The organism is Rhizobium sp. BK313 (assembly GCF_014193655.1).
In the GTDB taxonomy this organism is placed as follows: Bacteria; Pseudomonadota; Alphaproteobacteria; order Rhizobiales; family Rhizobiaceae; genus Rhizobium.
The window spans coordinates 52,636-68,869 of record NZ_JACHZQ010000011.1 but is presented as its reverse complement, the minus strand read 5'-3'; the positions used below and the strand labels follow the sequence as shown (position 1 = coordinate 68,869).

Below are 16,234 nucleotides of genomic sequence, written 5' to 3'. Positions count from 1 at the left end.
CTGTGGCGGTCTTGGTGGCGAAATCAATTGACGCCGGACTCCAGTAGCGTCAGCGTCGCCGTCGCACAGTCGATCGAAGCTTTCACGCCGTAGGGCAGTGTCAGCATTGGCTGGGTGTGGCCGAAATCGAGGCCAGACAAGACGGGAAGGTCGGGCAGGCCAGCTTCCGCCAACGCTTTGACGACGGTAGTCTCGAGCTCAGCCCGATAGGTCTCACTACCGGCAGGATCGGGTCTGGCGATCAGAATGCCACTCAGCCGCTGCAATACACCTTGGGCTGCGAAGTTGCGCAGCCAATACTCTATGAGCTTGGGCGGCGGCGCCTCTTCGGAAGTTTCATAGAACAGGATGGCCCCATGCCACATGTCGAGGGAGGGCCACCATGCTGTTGCCTTCGCCATCTCCAAGACCTCAGCGCAACCGCCCAACACATGTCCGGACGCGATCCCCTGTCCTTGCAATATCCGGGGCGGATCGGCGGGTTGCAAGGTGCGGGGTTTCCGCTGCTGGACAGGATCGCCCCAGTCGGTCTGCTCGGCAGTCCAGCCCTCGGTGTTCGGCGCGATGAGCCCAATCGGTTCCACGTCGAACAGGGCCTTGCGGACGCCGTCGATGGTGAAGCGGTGCATGCCGCCATTTTCTGCGAAACCCGACATGATGCTCGGCCCATAGAAGGAGGTGAGACCGGCGGCGTGACAGGCCAGATGCAGGCTGGTGGTATCGGAATATCCGAGAAACACCTTCGGATTTTGGCGGATGACCTCGAGGTCCAGATGTTGGATGAGCCGTATCGAGTCACTACCGCCAATCGTGGCGATGATGCCGGCGATCGACGGGTCGGCAAATGCGTCCATCAGGTCCCGAGCCCGCGCTGCCGGGTTGCTGGCAACCCAATCGGCCGGTGCCAGCGTATGCGGCATCTCAACGACAGCGACGTTGAAAATATCTTCGAGCTGGCGCTTGCCGACGAGATAGCGGTCCGGCACCGTGCCCGGGCCGCCCCAGGAGGGCGAGACAGCGGCGATCCGATCGCCGGCCTTCAGGTGTCGAGGCTTGACGAGCGTGCGATTGGCTGATGTCGGAACCAATTTTCTAACCCTGTTCTGTCTCACTGGAATGCGCTTGCGACCTGATTGGCCGTGCGCACGATGGAGGAAAGATCGGCATCATCCCAAGCCTCTTTCGACGGCCCCTTGATACGAAACGTCTTGCTTTCGCCTGGCATCAGATTGACCAACATGTCGTCGACCTCGGCATCCGGGCCGAGCCGGTCTGCAAACAGGCAGAGATCACGCAGGAAGGATTGCGCCCTGATCGTCACCGCGGCACCTTCGGAGATTTGCGCCGTCTGAACGTCAAAGCGCGGCTCCGGATATTGCAGCTTGATATCCTTTTCGAAGAACCACCAGGCCTCGGCATCGCCGAGGCGGGCGCGCAGGAACTCGCGCTTGGGATCGCCCGGCGTCGCCACATCCTTCGGGATCGCGATCTCGGCATTTTCGAAGCGGTCGCAGAGAATGCGCCAGACAGAGTGGCTGGCGAGAAGCGTGCCGTTGAAATCGAAGCGCTCGACGGTGAAGGGCACGCGCCAGAACAGGGTGGTATCGTTGACGGCGATGGCGGAGAGACCGTCGCCACGCGGCTGGATGGTCAGGAGATGCGGCGCATAGCTGTTGCGCAGGGCATACCAGAGCGGCTTCTTTCGGCCCGCGCCATCGACCGCCGCCCAGGAGGTCACCGGCCAGCAATCGTTCAGCTGCCAGACGATCGCGCCCATGCAGGTGGGGCGGTGCGAGCGCATGTGATCGACGCCGAAGCTAATGGCGCGTGCCTGGTTGAGCTGTGTGACGAAGAGCCAGTCGTCGAAGCTTTCCGGAGCTGGAAACCAGTCTTCCAATCCCTTGATCAGTTTGTCGTTGCCGCTGGTTGCCTTCTGGTGATGTAGGACGCCGGGGGAGGCAGGGGCGCGATTTTTCTCCCGCACGGATTCGACAAGCGTGGCGTAGGTCGGTGGCGCCTGCCAGCCGAATTCGGAGCAGAAACGCGGAATATAGTTGCGGTAGGTCTCGTATCCGACCTCGTTCCAGACGTCCCAAATGTGCTTGCAGCCGTGCTCATCGGCGTTCGGCGGAATATCCATCGAGCCGGAATAGGGACTTCCCGGCCAATACGGTCGCGTCGGATCGATCTCGGCGACCAATTTGGGCAAGAGGTCGAGATAATACCCGGCGCCCCAGGGACGATTGGCGAGCACATCCTGCCAACCCCAGTCGAAATAGCCCCAGATGTTTTCGTTGTTGCCGTTCCACAGCACCAGCGAGGGGTGCGGCATCAGTCGCGTGATCGCCTCGCGCGCCTCCGCCTCGATCTCGCCGTAGACCGGCTCCTCCTCGGGATAGGCTGCGCAGGCGAACAGGAAATCCTGCCAGACCATGATGCCGGCGGCGTCGCATTCCTCGTAGAAAGTATCGGTCTCGTAAATGCCGCCGCCCCAGACGCGGAGGATGTTCATGTTGGCGTCCCGCGCCTGGGCGATCCGCTCGCGATAGCGTTCCCGTGTCACGCGCGGCAGGAAGCAATCGTCCGGAATCCAGTTGGCGCCGCGGGCAAAGACCGGCACGTCGTTGACGACGAGAGTAAAGGCGGAGCCGATCTCATCGGGCGTCGTGTCGAGCCGCACGGAACGGAAGCCGACGCGGCGTTGCCAGCGGTCGAGAGTTGCACCATCAGAACCCAGCAGATGAAGATCGAGATCGTAGAGCGGTTGGTCGCCGAGCCCACGCGGCCACCAGACTTGCGGATTGTCGATGCGGCATTCCACCAGGGCATGCGTCTCGCCCTGCGCAATCCGCACTTCGGAGCGCTTGCCGGCGATCGACATCACTAGAGCTGCGCTATCCGTGCCCTCGGCAGCCCATTCCATTTCGACGCGCAGGCGCGCGACGCCGTCACCGCCCTGCAGGGTGATATCAGGGCGAATGGCGCCGAGACGGGCCTTCGACCAGCTCTCGATGGCGATCGGTTTCCATATGCCTGCTGTGACGACGGTGGGACCCCAGTCCCAGCCGAAATTGCAGGCCATTTTGCGGATGAGGTGGCCGGGGCCGGGATAGTTTGCCGGGATGTCTGCGGCCGAACCGAGTGCACTGCGAACCGCCTCGCCATGGGCGTAGGCGGATTCGAAGTCGACGATCAGCTCGTTCCGGCCTTCCTTGAGCTGCTCGCGAATGTCGAAACGATAGCTGCGATGCATGTTGCGCGTTTCCCCGAGCAATACGCCATTCAGCTCCAGCCGTGCCGCCGTATCGAGTCCGAGGCAGGAGAGATCAATCCGTTCCGCCTCCTGGTCGTCCCAGTCGAAGACCAGACGGTAACGCCAGGTCGAGCGGCCGATCCAGTCATGGGAGATCTCATTGACATCGAGATAGGGGTCGGTGATCAGCCGGGCCGATAGCAGATCGAGATGCACATTCCCCGGCACGGTCGCTGGGATCGTCACCGGTAGCGAGGGGGCGGTGGAAGGCGCGTGAAGGCGGGAAACGGTCCAGCCGGTGTTTAATACCAGTTTCTGCATGATTGTTGGTCCGTCATGAAATGGATTGTGTCAAATCTGCCGTGGCTCTTTGGAAGGCTGAATGAACTGCGGCGCGGCATGAAGATGACGGTTCTTATGAAAAGCATGGACGATGCGATCCCGCTTTTTCAACGCGGCGATGATGTCGCAATGTTCGTCACAGGAGCTTTCGACAGCCGCAGGGGAATGCTTGCCGACCCCCACATTCACGATCATGAGACCAGCGAATACCCCATCAATCCGACCTCGGGCCTTACGGCCGAGCCGAAGCTGGTGGCCGCGCACATGGTCTACCGCCGATCCCTCGTCCTCGATCTGAGCGGTTTCCATTGCCATGCATCCTCCAACTGCGAAGAGGGTATTGTTGGTCAATAAGAGATGTCAAGCATGGGCGGGATGCTGAAGCGCGCCGGCGAACGACGACGGTGTCGACAAGCCGACGAAGCCGGGTTATTCGCTGATCGGGCGATTGAAAGGCTTGGCGAAGCTGCATGGCGTCATCCACGCTATCGGCAATATCGGGGCCTTCTCGCGATATTGGAAGAGCTTTTAGAGATTGGAAGATTGATGATAACCCATACGGTCGCGTTTCGCCTCAAGCATCCCAAAGCGTCGCCCGCCGAAATCGCTTTCCTGAAAGACGCAGTGGCCCTGGCCGATATCCCCGGTGTCCAGGATTTCCAGCGGATGCATCAAGTCGGTACCAAGGCCGATTTCGATTTCGGCTTTTCCATGCGCTTTGCCGACCAGGCTGCCTATGACGGATATAATAGCCATCCCGTCCACGTCGCCTTCGTGCAGGAGCGTTGGCTACCGGAAGTCGAAGCCTTTATCGAACTCGACTATGTCTCGCTAGGCGAAGACGGTTGATGCCGTCTCCGCCGGTCGCATTTCGGATTTATACGTCCCAGACCGGGCACCAGGAGCCGTTGACCAGCCGCATGCCCTTCTCCAGACCTTCGATGCGCTTGATCTCCGCTGGTGTCAGCGCGATCTTGCGGGCTTCGAAGTTGGAGATGATGCGTTCCTTTTTGCCCGAGGACGGAATGACGATTGCGCCCTTGGCCATCAGGAAGGCGAGCGCAATCTGCTCGCCGGTCGCGCCATGCGCCTTGCCGATCTCCTCCAGCACGGGATCGCCGACGACAGCGCCGCGAGCGAGCGGCGAATAGGCGGTGATCGGGATGCCGAGCTTTTCGCAATGATCGACGATCGGCCGGTTCTGCATGTAGACGTGGCACTCGACCTGGTTGGTCGTGATGGTGCGATTGCCAAACAGCTTGACGCTTTCGTCGATTAGCGCCTTGGTGAAGTTGGATACGCCGATGCGCTTGGCGACGCCGGCATCGAAAGCAGCGAGAAACTGGCCGACATAGTCTTCCAACGGGTATTTGTTCTGCGGCGACGGCCAATGAAGCAGCAACAGGTCGACCTGATCGGTTTGCAGCTTCTCCAGGCTTTCCTTGATCGACGGGCCGACCTGCCCAGGTCCGAAATTCTCGGGTTTCACTTTGGTGGTGATGAAGATTTCAGAGCGCGGAATGCCTGAAGCCTTGATGGCGCGGGCGACATCCTGTTCGTTGTTGTAGCCCTGGGCCGTATCGATATGTCGGCAACCGGCCTCAAGCGCCCAGATGACGCCCTGATAGGCCTCTTCGGAGGGGCGGTTCCATGTGCCGTAGCCCATCTGCGGGATACCGGCGACCACTGGTTCGGTACTCATTATTTTGTTTCTCTCTTCGTATTGCTCGATCAGAAGCCGGCGACCTGCTGAGGCTTGTAAGGGGCCTCCAGCGCCTTGATTTCATCGGCGCTGAGGACAAGCTCGTCCGAGGCGATCGCATCCTCCAGATGGCTCATCTTGCTGACGCCGACGATGGGCGAAGTCACTTCAGGCTTCTGCAGCACCCACGCCATGGCAATTTGCGCCATGCTCGTGCCGCGGGCCTTAGCGACGGCTTCGACGGCGGCCACTATTTCCTGATCGCTCGCCTTTTCATACATCGTCTTATTGTAGCGATCGGTCGTGGCACGCTTGGTTTCCGTACCCCAGGGGCGGGTCAGCTTACCGCCGCCGAGTGGGCTCCACGGCAGGGTGGCGATGCCCTGGTCCCTGCAGAGCGGCAGCATCTCGCGCTCTTCCTCGCGGTAGACGAGGCTGACCTGGTTTTGCATCGACACAAACTTGGTCCAGCCGTTGAGCTCGGCGGCATGCTGCAGCTTGGCGAATTGCCAGGCCCACATGGAGGAGGCGCCGATATAGCGCGCCTTACCGGCGCGAACGACATCGTTCAGCGCTTCCATCGTTTCTTCCACCGGCGTGAAGGGATCGAAGCGGTGGATCTGGTAGAGATCGACATAGTCTGTGCCGAGGCGGCGCAGGCTGTTGTCGATTTCGCCGAGGATGGCGGCGCGCGACAGGCCCTGGCCATTCGGACCGGGACGCATACGGCCGAAGACCTTCGTCGCAAGGACGATTTCCTGGCGCGGCGCCAGTTCCTTCAGCAGTACGCCGGTGATTTCCTCACTCGTGCCCTGCGCATAGACGTTCGCCGTATCGAAGAAATTGATGCCGGCGTCCCAGGCGCGCTTGTATAGCGGCCGCGCCTCGTCGAGGCCTAGCACCCAAGGGCGCTCTTCGGTCTGCTTGCCGAAGGACATGCAGCCGAAGCAAATGCGGCTGACTTCAAGTCCGGTCTTGCCAAGTCTTACGATTTTCATGGTCTTTCCTCCAAGTTTCGCTTTGAAACAATCGTGCGGATGGGGTCGGCGGTAAGAGATAGTTCCGAAAGGCCTTCCGGAACGCTTGGCCGCATCATGCCGCTGCCTGTCCCCTCCGTTCGGCACGGAAGAGGATGTAGAGGGCGCGTTGATGATTGCCAGAAAGGAATGGAGTGTCAGCATTGGCGCAAAGCGACCATTCTTGTCAAGATATCCGATCGTATTTTCACGGATCGTGAGTTGCTGTGAATGTAAACCTATTCAAGGAGACGTCTCTGCGAGCGCGAGGCTTCTTAGGTTGGCGGCACCTCTCGTACATACACAGATAGCTATCAAAACGACCGGCATCTCACACGCGATGGCTGCGACGGAGAGTTGCAGGCACGGAAGCTGGAGAAAATTCGACAGTATTCCGTGTACGACGGAGTGCATCGCATCTGGTGGCTCTGATATATCATTGACATGCATACATACGGCATGTCTAATGAAAGAAACATCTAATAGGCGGATGTGCTCGAAGCATCCGTAGCAGCATTTGGCTCCGCGCGTACGGCCGAGCCGCCGGGACTTCGCACGTATAAAATTTGATGAGGTTGCAATGCTCAGAATAATGATCTGCGCGCTGTTGCACCAGTCGTTGCCGCTCTGACGTCGACCCGACCAGGGCAACATGGAGCACGGGTGAAGTCCAGGCAAGGATCGATTTCGCTGATACCCATTGATGTCGCGTCAACGCGAGAAAACAAATTGATCAAGGAATGTAGCAATGAAACGCAAACATATGATTTTCCTTGCATTGGTAGGAACAGTCGGATTTCTGGTGGCTGGGGCCGTCGTGGCTCAGGACACCGCGAACAAGCCCCATGTTCCGCTTGAAAAGACAATCGGACAGGTAACGCGGCAGGGGCCGACCGCATCGCTTCTAGTGGTAAATGCGGATGGCGCCAAACTTGAGGGCGACAAGCTGACGCTCACCGGCGTCTCAGCGAACTCGATCGTCTTCGCCGACCGACCGGTGCGGGCCGCCGGACACATCTTGACCGATGAACTCGTCAAACAATGGGGCGAGGGACCGGACAATTTCAACGACGATCCGCCCAATGCTACGGTGTCGGTTCTCAATGGCGGTTCCGAAGTTAGGGATGCCGTGGTCACGCTCAAGTCTCCGAAGCTTGATGGGACGACGCTGACTTTCGATGTGACGGTTCTGGAGGGCAACCTTTCGACCGCGACCGGGCCTGCCGCTGTGTTCATCGACCATTGGCGCGGCTGGAACAATGTCGGCTGGTACGGCATGGGCCTTGCGACTGGCGCTGTCCTAGGCTCTGCCGCAGCGCGACCCGTCTATCCGGCTCCGCCGTACTACGGCCCCGTCTACTACCCGCCCGTTGCCGAACCTGTATGCCCTCCCGGATACTGGCTGGATCCGTGGGGACATTGCAGGAACACGCCCTACCACGGACGCCTGCCCAACGGACAGTGGCAGTAGAACCGGAAAACCTCCTGCTTTGACGTCAGTGTCGTCAACGCAGGAGCGCCTGCCAATCCTATGATCATGTTGTTGTCGGAGGTTTGAATGATCACCATCCGCTCCGCCGCGCGTCATCGAAACCGACGCTCCGCGAAGAAGCCCAATCTATCGGGCGGCGACTTGTTCATTTCTGCTTCGCTGCGTTGATCGCAAACTGGTCAGCCATAGGATCCGCCGTTTCACGAGATGGCGTCAACCCGCGCGGAAGGACCCGTGCTTATTGAGAGAAGGGAAGAGACAATGTTGAAGAACCTCCTAGCTTGCTTGGCTTGCGCGGCGCTTCTAGCGCCGGCCGCAGCCAGTGCGGCACAAACCGAGGTCGGAAAGCTAGATTGCGACGTATCGGCCGGTATCGGCGTGATCATCGGCTCGAAGCAGGCCGTCTCCTGCATGTTCACGCCTTCCGCGCCCGGCCCGAAGAAGTCATACCAGGGTTCGATTGATGAGTTCGGTCTCGATATCGGCGAAGTCCAGAAGGGCCGTATGGTCTGGCTCGTCTACAGTATCAACGGTCAGCCATTGACTGGTCTTCAGGGCACCTATCGCGGAGTCGAGGCCGATGCCAGCCTTGGCCTTGGTGGCGGCGCGAAAGTGCTGGTCGGCGGAAGCCAGAGCAGCGTCTCCTTGCAACCCGTGTCCTTAGAAGGCGATGTCGGAGTGAATGTCGCCGTTGGTGTCGCATCCCTGAGACTGCGCGCGGTCGACTAATCGAAATCGAACGATCGAGATGGTGCTCGTGTCCAGCCCTCATCGCTTCACGGGTGACGACGACGATCCAAACGGAAGAGCAACTGGGAAAATTGCGGGCCGAAGGCTATAGCGAAGTACAGGGTTTCCTGCTCGGCAAGCCCATGCCGCGAAAGGATGCGGAGGCGCTGATTTTTGGCGAAAAGCGCCAGGTGAAGCGGGTGTCATCGCTTTAACCTGACGGGAACAAAGACCTCCCAGCGCCTTTCCCAACTGCCATCGATCGTCCTGCTGCAGGTCACTGCGACATTCGGTGCGGACAAGCCATAGGTTTTGGGAACCCATTTGACCGTCAACGCAACGGCGCATCTGGGCACCTGAAGCTTCAGATTCGGGTCGAGCGTCTCCCAATCGGTGCCACGAGACACGTTTTCCCTGGCGATGAAGTGTCTCGCCTGTTCCCTTATCTCGAAGAGGCCGTGTTTCTCGCCGTTCGTCCTGTCGTCCTCTATGCTATGATAGGTGACGCCGGATGCCGAGCAATCTGGAGCCGCCCCCGCAAGCAGGGGCAGGGACAGAAACAGTATGCGCCACCGGTTCATGTGCCTCTCGCCAAGTATGGGAATGCAAGATGCATTTGGCACAAAATGATCACGTCGAAAAATCCTCATCTCACTTGTCGGAAAATCGGATCGACTGCCGTCCTTGGAGCAGCCCGTCCTATGGGCACAACCCACAAATCCGTTCCGAGGAAATCATCATGACTGATGCAACAGAACAAACACAATCGCAGCAACCCAACGTGCCGGTGCTTGGCGGCCTGGTGCCTGGTTTGACAGTGGACGGGGCCGTGAAGGCCGCCGAGTTCTACAAGCGCGCCTTTGGCGCCGAACAGGCCTTCCTGTTTCCGCCTGACGAGCAGGGCCGAACGATGCATATCCATCTTTATATCAATGGCAGTTCGTTGATGCTCGGCGACGCCTATCCCGAACATGGTCATGCGCTGGAAAAGCCGCAGGCTTTTACCCTGCAATTGTTTGTCGACGACCTCGATGCCTGGTGGAAACGTGCCGTGGAGGCCGGCGCCGAGGTCGTCATGCCAATTGACGTGATGTTCTGGGGCGACCGCTGGGGCCAGCTGCGCGATCCATTCGGCGTCACCTGGGGGATGAGCGCGTCCGTCAAGAAATAAACTCTGCAAAATGGACCCGGGTTCGAAGAGCTCGAACCCGGGTCATCTCAGCGAAACGTCATGGCAAGGGCGTTAGCCGGCCACGCTCTTCTTCACACCCTGCAGCCGAATAAGTCCGTCAGGGTAGGGAACGAAGCCGTCGATATTGCTGCGGGCCGCCCAGAGCGACTTGTAGTGATAGAGGACAATGAACGGCATGTCGGCGACATAGAGATTGATGGCGGCGGCATAGAGCTTCTTGCGCTCAGCATCGTTCGTCGTCTGTCGCGCCTGCATCAGGATCTTGTCGAGATCCTTGTTGCCATAGTGGCCCCAGTTCAAGAAGCCGTCGCTGGCAATCCATGGGCTGATATTACCGTCCGGATCGGGGCGTCCGCTCCAGATAGCCATGGACGCCTGATACTTGCCGGCATCGGAATTGGCAGCCAGCGTCGAGGATTCCAGTGTCTGGATCTTGACGTCGAACCCGGCCTCGGCGGCCATCGACTGGATCATCTGCGAGACCTGCGCCAGGATCGGGCTGTTGGCGACGGCGAGCGTGAAGGAGGGATTGGGCGTGCCTGCCTCGGCCAGCAGTGCCTTCGCCTTGGCGACATCGCGCTCCGGTACCGGATGGGCCGCATCGTAGAACTGCGTGCCGACCGGCTCCGGTTGATTGCCCGGAACGAAAAAGCCCTCATAGGCCACCTGGTTGATGGCGTTGCGGTCGAGCGACAGTTCGAAGGCCTGACGGACCTTGGCGCTTTTGCCGAGCGGATTGTTGGCGTCGTCACCATGATTGGTGTTGATGGAAATAAGGTCGAAAGCGGTGGACGGGCCGTCGATCACTTTCAGGTTCGCATCGCTCTTGACGGTCGGAATATCGCTTGGCGACAGGCGCTCGATCAGGTCGATGTCACCGGAGCGCAGGCTGAGAAGCCGCACGCTGTCATCCGGGATCATCCGATAATTCACAGAGTCGACCAGGATCGCATCCTTGTTCCAATATTGATCGAAACGCTTCAGCAGAATGTGATCCTGCGAAACACGCTCGACGAATTGGAATGGCCCGGCGCAGACCGGATGATCGCCGATCTTGGCGCCTTCCTTGCTGAGTGCCGCCGGCGACAACATCATGCCGGCGCGGTCGGACAATACGCTGACAAGCGGCGCATAGGCCTGGTTCAGCTTGATGTTGACGGTCAGGGGATCGACGACTTCGACACTGGCGACCGGTTTCAATTCGGTCTTGCGCTTCGAAAGCGGATCGGTGCGATAACGGTCGAGATTGACCTTGACGGCGGCGGCGTCGAAGGGCTGGCCGTCTTGGAATAAGACATGCTCCCGTAACTTCAAGGTCAGGGTCAGATTATCCGCTGACCACGACCACGCGGTGGCGAGCTGCGGCTGGTATTTGCCGTCGACGGTGATGTCGATCAGCTTGTCGCAGAGGGCTGCAAAAACGACACGACCGGCAACCGAAGTGCCCTGCGCAGGGTCGAGAATATCAGGATCGGCACGCAAACCGACACGAAGATCGGCGGCCATGGCGGATGAGGAAAGCAGTGTCAGAGCCAGAAATGCCGAGCACAAATAGAGGCCGGCCCTGCTTGTCAGTGAAGTCATCGTCAGCATCCTTTTCGACTGAGAACACGCCGTCTGCGCGTCCTAGACAGTTTTTCCGGATGGGACTGTGCTAGCACGATATAACGCATCTGCACAATATAGTGCAGGGATTAAAAAATAGGCTGAAGTCATTTTTAATTATATTAGATTTCTCTTTTGTGAGAGGCTGCAACTGATGAAAACGGTGCTTCTCGACGATGTTCGAGTGCCGGTATCGCCCAGATGTCATCGATCTGTTATATAGAGCTATAACAGATCGATGACTGTGTGTTTAGACGGCTGGTCTTCTGTGGGCGGCGAGAGCCGCTTCGACGCCAAGTGCGATTTGCAACAGCTTGCCGTCATCGCCGAATCCAGCGGTGAGTTGCAGGCCGAGCGGCAGATGTCCATCCGTGCCGCAAGGCAGGCTGATGGACGGTTGCCCGGTCATGTTGGCGAAGCCACTCGACAGCATTTCACCTTCCTCGCCATCCTCGGTAAATTCCGGATCCTCGATGGGGGCGGGAAAGGGAACGCTGGGACTCAGCAGCACATCAACATCAGCGAATTGGGCCTCGACCGCTTCGCGAAGCTGCAGGCGAAAATCCTGAGCTTGCAGGTAATCCACCGCGCTCACACCGAAGCCGGCCTCGACTTGCGACCGGGTTCTCGGCGCATAGCCCGCAGGATTTTCGGCGTAGAGCTCTCTGTGGATCAGGGATGCCTCCGGCTTGATGATCTTTCGTAGTTCCGAGTTGGCAGAGGCTAACAACGGGATATCGACCGTTTTGATGATGGCTCCGTGGGCCTTTAGCGTCGTAATCGTTTGCCTGAGGTTTTCCGCCACCGCCGCGGTCAGCTCCCGGCTGTCGGCGTGGTAGGAGAGAACACCAATTCTGACGCCTTCGAGCGACGGCGACGACAGGCGGAACGGTTTTCCGGAGAGATATTCCAGCAAGATTGCAGCGTCCGCGACGGTGCGTGCAAGCGGCCCGGCATGATCTAGCGTTTGCGACAGAGGGAAAACACCATCGACCGAAACCAGACCGAAGGTCGGCTTCAAACCAACGATGCCGCAATAGGAGGCGGGGATACGGATCGATCCGCCGGTATCCGTGCCAACAGCGAGAGGTACGATGCCAGCCGCGACGACGGCTGCAGAACCGCCGCTGGAGCCGCCCGATGTCCGGCCGGTATCATGGGGATTGTTGGTCTGGCCGACATCCGGATGGGCGATGCCGTAGGCATATTCGAGCAGATTGGTCTTGCAGACGAGGATGGCACCCGCTTCCCGCAACCGCCTTACGAGCTCCGCGTCATCAGCCGCCACTACGGGCGAGCGAACGCGGCTGCCAAAGCCGGTCGGTGCGTCGCGGACTTCAATCAAATCCTTGATGGCAACCGGAATGCCATGCAGCGGCCCGAGATCGCGCCCGGACCGGAGGTCGGCCGCTGCACGCGTCGCTTGTTCCAAGGCGGCGCTTCGCATGACATGGGCAACCGCATTCAGGCTTGGTTCGAGCGCTTCAATACGTTCCAACGCCGCCGCGACAACATCGACAGGCGACAGCGAGCCGTTGCGATAACGGCTGCCCAGCTCCCCCACGCTCAAAAATCCGATGTCGCTTTTTCTTTCGCCGCTATCCTGGGATCCGCCCATGGTTATTCCCTTTCATAGTGTTCTAACGGTCTCTCCGCTGGCGGCCGGCCAGCATGAAGCCGTAAAATGACTTTGGCTGAACATGATGGGTCGCGCCTAGCGGCTGACCCTGCCTGGAAGGTCATTGGAGAGAATGCGTTCGCTGATGACGTTCGGCAAGCGCATTGTTATGCCGGTCGGTCAAAGGTGCCAGCCATGAGCAGCGCTTCGAAAATCTCTGGACGCACTATTCGGAAAGCAAGGCCCGCGTCAGCGGATGCGCAGGATCGGCAAGTCCGTCCAATACCGTAAAATGATTTTGGTCGGGTTCAACGACGGCGTTGGTTGCCGCGCCAAGACCGGTCCAGATATTGGCGAGCAGAGCATTCTGGCGGATGAATTCGGCGCGTTCCGCACCGCCGACCCAGCAGGTGAGGCGGACATTTTCTACAGGTTCCAGCAGCGCCGGGCTTTCGGCCGTGGCTTCGGCTGCATCGATGTGCAGGTGCTCGTTCAGAGTCCTCTTCATGATCGGGCGCAGGTCGTGAAGTCCAGAGATGGAGACCACATGGCGGATGCGGGCCTGGACTGGCGCTGTTAGCGGCGACGTGGCCGTGACCACGCGGGTCGCAAGCTGGCCGCCGGCCGAATGTCCGACCAGCATCACAGGGCCATCGACCATATCGGCGGCTTTGCCGATTGCCGCCGCAACTTCCTTGGCGATGCCGGCGAGGCGGATGTCAGGACAAAGCGTGTAGGAAGGGACGGCAACAGCGTAGCCGTTGGCGATGGGGCCAGCGGCGAGATGCGACCAATAGCTCTTGTCGAGTTCCAGCCAGTAACCGCCATGAATGAAGACCACCAATCCCCTCGGTTTCTCAGCGGGCAGGAAGAGGTCGAAACGATTGCGTCCTCCGGGGCCATAGGCGAGGTCGAGGTTGGCGCGCCCGGTGGCGGCGAGGCTATCGCGGAAGGCTTGCGCGGGTTCTACCCAGGCTGCCGGCCAGCGGTCACCGCCGACCACATAGGCATCGCTGGTGTAGGCACTTTCCCAGTCGGTAATCCTGAAATAGCTCATCGCCCGATCCCCCTGCGTTGCCAGCGTCAATCCGATATCACGTCACGGTCGACCGCACGGCAAAGCGCGCTTCCTTCCACGATCCGCTGCTGAGAATTTCTTCCAGCACCTCCGCCGCGTGCCAGACATCGCGGTAGCCGACATAAAGCGGCGTGAAGCCGAAACGCAGGGTGGCGGGGGCGCGGAAATCGCCGATGACGCCGCGTTCGATCAAGGCTTGCATCACTTCATAACTGTTGCTGTGGGCGAAGGAGACCTGACTGCCGCGCCGTTCGCTGTTGCGCGTGGTTTCCAATATGACGCCATATTGGCCGCATTTCGCCTCCACCAACTGGATGAAGAGATCTGTCAGTGCAACACTCTTCCTGCGCAACGCGCTCATGTCGACCTCGTCCCAAACACCGAGCACGCCTTTCAACGCTCTGAGCGAAAGAATGGGCTGCGTGCCGCAGAGGAAGCGCTTGATACCCTCACCACCGGCAAAATTCTGCTCGAAGGCGAAGGGACGGGCATGGCCCCACCAACCACTGAGCGGTTGAATGATCGATGTGTGGTGGCGATACGCGGCATAGATGAAAGCCGGCGAGCCGGGGCCACCGTTCAGATATTTATAGGTGCATCCAACAGCGAAATCGGCATTGGCGCCGTCGAGATCGACAGGCAACGCGCCGGCGCTGTGGCAGAGATCCCAGATCACCAGCGCGCCGGCTTCGTGGATCCTGCGCGTCAGCGCCGCCATGTCGCGCAGCTCGGCGCTTTTGTAGTTGACGTGGTTGACCAGCACGACGGCAACCTGGTCGTCGATCAAATCCTCGATATTGTCCGCATCCTTGCCTTCGAGGCGAAGGGTAACGCCGGGCCGTGTCGAGGCGACACCTTCGGCCATGTAGAGGTCGGTCGGAAAGCTGTCGCCTTCGGCAACGATGACGCTGCGGCCGGAGCGCATCGCAAGAGCGGCATGCAGCGCCTTGTAGATGTTGATCGAGGTCGAGTCGGTGACCACGGTCTGGCCATGTGCAGCACCGATCAGCCGGCCGATGCGGTCGCCGAGTTCGAGCGGCAGGTGGAACCAGCCGGCGCTGTTCCAGCTACGGATCAGGCCGTTGCCCCATTCCTCCGTCGCGGCCTGCTGCAATTCGGAGAAGACGTCATGCGAGGCGGCACCGAGCGAGTTGCCATCGAGATAGATGACGCCCTCGGGCAAGGCGAAGCGGCTACGGAAGGGACGCAGCGGGTCGGCCGCATCCATGGCCTCGACGGCGGCGAAATCGGGAAGGCTGGTCATGGCGTCGGGTCTCTCTTTATTCGCGAATTGTTTCGCGGGCGGGCGCGCCGCCGCGGCTGCGCTTGATGCTGGGCAGGGCTAGCATCAGCAGCACGAATAGGCCGGTGGCCAGCTTCAGGTTCGGCGGCGGCATGCCTGCGGCGAGGCAGAGCGAGACGAGCTGGTAGTAGATGATCGAACCGACGAAGGGTGCGAGCAGCTGCCGCAGCACGGTCTGCTTGCCGGTGAACGCCTCGCCGATCATCAGCGCCGCCAGGCCGTTGATCAGGATGCCGATACCCATATTGACGTCGGCAAAGCCTTGCGATTGCACCATCAGCGCGCCGCTGGAGGCGGAAAAGGCGCTGGCAAGGCCGACACCGCCGATCGTCGCGGCCCACACATTGATGCCTTGCGCTTCGGCCATGTCCGGGTTGGAGCCGACGGCGCGCATGGCCGTGCCCTTTTCCGTCTTGAAATAGAGGTTGAGGGCGACGAGGACGATCAACGCGATCAAGCCGGCGACGACGATCTTGCTTGCCGGAAAGCCCGGCTGGGTCAGCGGCACCCAATCGAACACGGTCGGCGAGCCGAAGACCGAGAGATTCGACTTGCCCATGATGCCGAGATTGATGCTGTAGAGCATGGTCGACATCAGGATGCCGGCGAGCAGCGTATGGATGCGGAAGCGCAGGTGAATGAAGGCCGTGCAGCAACCGGCAGCAAGGCCGACGACAAAAGCCGCGATGATTGCCAGCGGTGGTGCGACGCCCGCGGCCAGCAGGATGCCACAGACGCAGCCACCGAGCGGAAAGGCGCCCTCACTGGTCAGGTCCGGGAAGCTCAGCATGCGGAAAGGGATCATGATGCCCAGCACGACGAAGCTCAGGATGAAGCTCTGCGCCAGCGTGACCGGGATCAGCGAGATGAAACTCGAAACGGTTTCCTGAATGAAATCCATGAT

16 protein-coding genes are annotated in these 16,234 nt (G+C 60.0%); 6 read left to right on the top strand and 10 right to left on the bottom strand.

Annotated elements, in window-relative coordinates; all coding sequences use genetic code 11:
* Positions 1 to 23: 23 nt before the first annotated feature.
* A complete protein-coding gene (locus FHT86_RS35175) occupies positions 24 to 1,088 on the bottom strand; it encodes a S66 peptidase family protein (RefSeq protein WP_133704533.1) in 1,065 nt (354 codons plus the stop codon).
* A 20-nt stretch (positions 1,089 to 1,108) separates the two neighbouring features.
* Positions 1,109 to 3,574, bottom strand: coding sequence for a glycoside hydrolase family 2 protein (locus FHT86_RS35170; RefSeq protein WP_133704534.1), 2,466 nt, complete (start codon positions 3,572 to 3,574; stop codon positions 1,109 to 1,111).
* Positions 3,575 to 3,670: 96 nt separating this feature from the next.
* On the opposite strand from FHT86_RS35170, the gene FHT86_RS37695 reads away from it, so the two are divergent.
* Both FHT86_RS37695 and FHT86_RS35160 read left to right on the top strand, forming a co-directional pair.
* Positions 3,671 to 3,949, top strand: a complete 279-nt coding sequence (locus tag FHT86_RS37695; protein WP_210298191.1) for a hypothetical protein — start codon at positions 3,671 to 3,673, stop codon at positions 3,947 to 3,949.
* A 192-nt stretch (positions 3,950 to 4,141) separates the two neighbouring features.
* The gene (locus FHT86_RS35160; RefSeq protein ID WP_133704536.1) at positions 4,142 to 4,444 is read left to right on the top strand and encodes a Dabb family protein; all 303 of its coding nucleotides are present in this window, start codon (positions 4,142 to 4,144) and stop codon (positions 4,442 to 4,444) included.
* A 28-nt stretch (positions 4,445 to 4,472) separates the two neighbouring features.
* Here FHT86_RS35160 and FHT86_RS35155 read toward each other — a convergent pair whose 3' ends face one another.
* Complete coding sequence (locus tag FHT86_RS35155) at positions 4,473 to 5,297, bottom strand: aldo/keto reductase (protein ID WP_133704537.1); 825 nt, start codon at positions 5,295 to 5,297, stop codon at positions 4,473 to 4,475.
* Positions 5,298 to 5,326: 29 nt separating this feature from the next.
* A complete protein-coding gene (locus tag FHT86_RS35150; protein ID WP_133704538.1) occupies positions 5,327 to 6,295 on the bottom strand; it encodes an aldo/keto reductase in 969 nt (322 codons plus the stop codon).
* Between the two features lie 766 nt (positions 6,296 to 7,061).
* Between FHT86_RS35150 and FHT86_RS35145 the strand changes: the two genes are divergently transcribed.
* From FHT86_RS35145 to FHT86_RS35135, 3 genes are all read left to right on the top strand, one after another.
* Positions 7,062 to 7,784: a hypothetical protein gene (locus FHT86_RS35145; RefSeq protein ID WP_246779813.1), complete on the top strand. Its 723-nt coding sequence runs from the start codon at positions 7,062 to 7,064 to the stop codon at positions 7,782 to 7,784.
* A gap of 282 nt (positions 7,785 to 8,066) precedes the next feature.
* Positions 8,067 to 8,534: a DUF992 domain-containing protein gene (locus FHT86_RS35140; RefSeq protein WP_133704539.1), complete on the top strand. Its 468-nt coding sequence runs from the start codon at positions 8,067 to 8,069 to the stop codon at positions 8,532 to 8,534.
* 53 nt (positions 8,535 to 8,587) lie between these two features.
* Positions 8,588 to 8,749 (top strand): hypothetical protein, encoded by a 162-nt coding sequence (locus FHT86_RS35135; RefSeq protein WP_166656687.1) that lies wholly within the window; start codon positions 8,588 to 8,590, stop codon positions 8,747 to 8,749.
* On the opposite strand, the gene FHT86_RS35130 is transcribed toward FHT86_RS35135, so the two are convergent.
* Positions 8,738 to 9,115, bottom strand: a complete 378-nt coding sequence (locus FHT86_RS35130) for a hypothetical protein (protein WP_246779812.1) — start codon at positions 9,113 to 9,115, stop codon at positions 8,738 to 8,740. The two genes, FHT86_RS35135 and FHT86_RS35130, sit on opposite strands and share 12 nt — an antisense overlap.
* A gap of 158 nt (positions 9,116 to 9,273) precedes the next feature.
* Here FHT86_RS35130 and FHT86_RS35125 point away from each other — a divergent pair, with 158 nt between their 5' ends.
* The gene (locus FHT86_RS35125; RefSeq protein WP_133704600.1) at positions 9,274 to 9,705 is read left to right on the top strand and encodes a glyoxalase/bleomycin resistance/extradiol dioxygenase family protein; all 432 of its coding nucleotides are present in this window, start codon (positions 9,274 to 9,276) and stop codon (positions 9,703 to 9,705) included.
* 72 nt (positions 9,706 to 9,777) lie between these two features.
* On the opposite strand, the gene FHT86_RS35120 is transcribed toward FHT86_RS35125, so the two are convergent.
* The 5 genes from FHT86_RS35120 to FHT86_RS35100 form a co-directional block, all read right to left on the bottom strand.
* A complete protein-coding gene (locus FHT86_RS35120) occupies positions 9,778 to 11,310 on the bottom strand; it encodes an ABC transporter substrate-binding protein (protein ID WP_133704540.1) in 1,533 nt (510 codons plus the stop codon).
* 271 nt (positions 11,311 to 11,581) lie between these two features.
* A complete protein-coding gene (locus FHT86_RS35115; protein ID WP_133704541.1) occupies positions 11,582 to 12,949 on the bottom strand; it encodes an amidase in 1,368 nt (455 codons plus the stop codon).
* Positions 12,950 to 13,175: 226 nt separating this feature from the next.
* Complete coding sequence (locus tag FHT86_RS35110; RefSeq protein WP_133704542.1) at positions 13,176 to 14,006, bottom strand: alpha/beta hydrolase; 831 nt, start codon at positions 14,004 to 14,006, stop codon at positions 13,176 to 13,178.
* A gap of 37 nt (positions 14,007 to 14,043) precedes the next feature.
* Positions 14,044 to 15,291, bottom strand: a complete 1,248-nt coding sequence (gene kynU / locus FHT86_RS35105) for a kynureninase (RefSeq protein ID WP_133704543.1) — start codon at positions 15,289 to 15,291, stop codon at positions 14,044 to 14,046.
* Positions 15,292 to 15,307: 16 nt separating this feature from the next.
* Positions 15,308 to 16,231: an ABC transporter permease gene (locus tag FHT86_RS35100; RefSeq protein ID WP_133704544.1), complete on the bottom strand. Its 924-nt coding sequence runs from the start codon at positions 16,229 to 16,231 to the stop codon at positions 15,308 to 15,310.
* Positions 16,232 to 16,234: the final 3 nt, after the last annotated feature.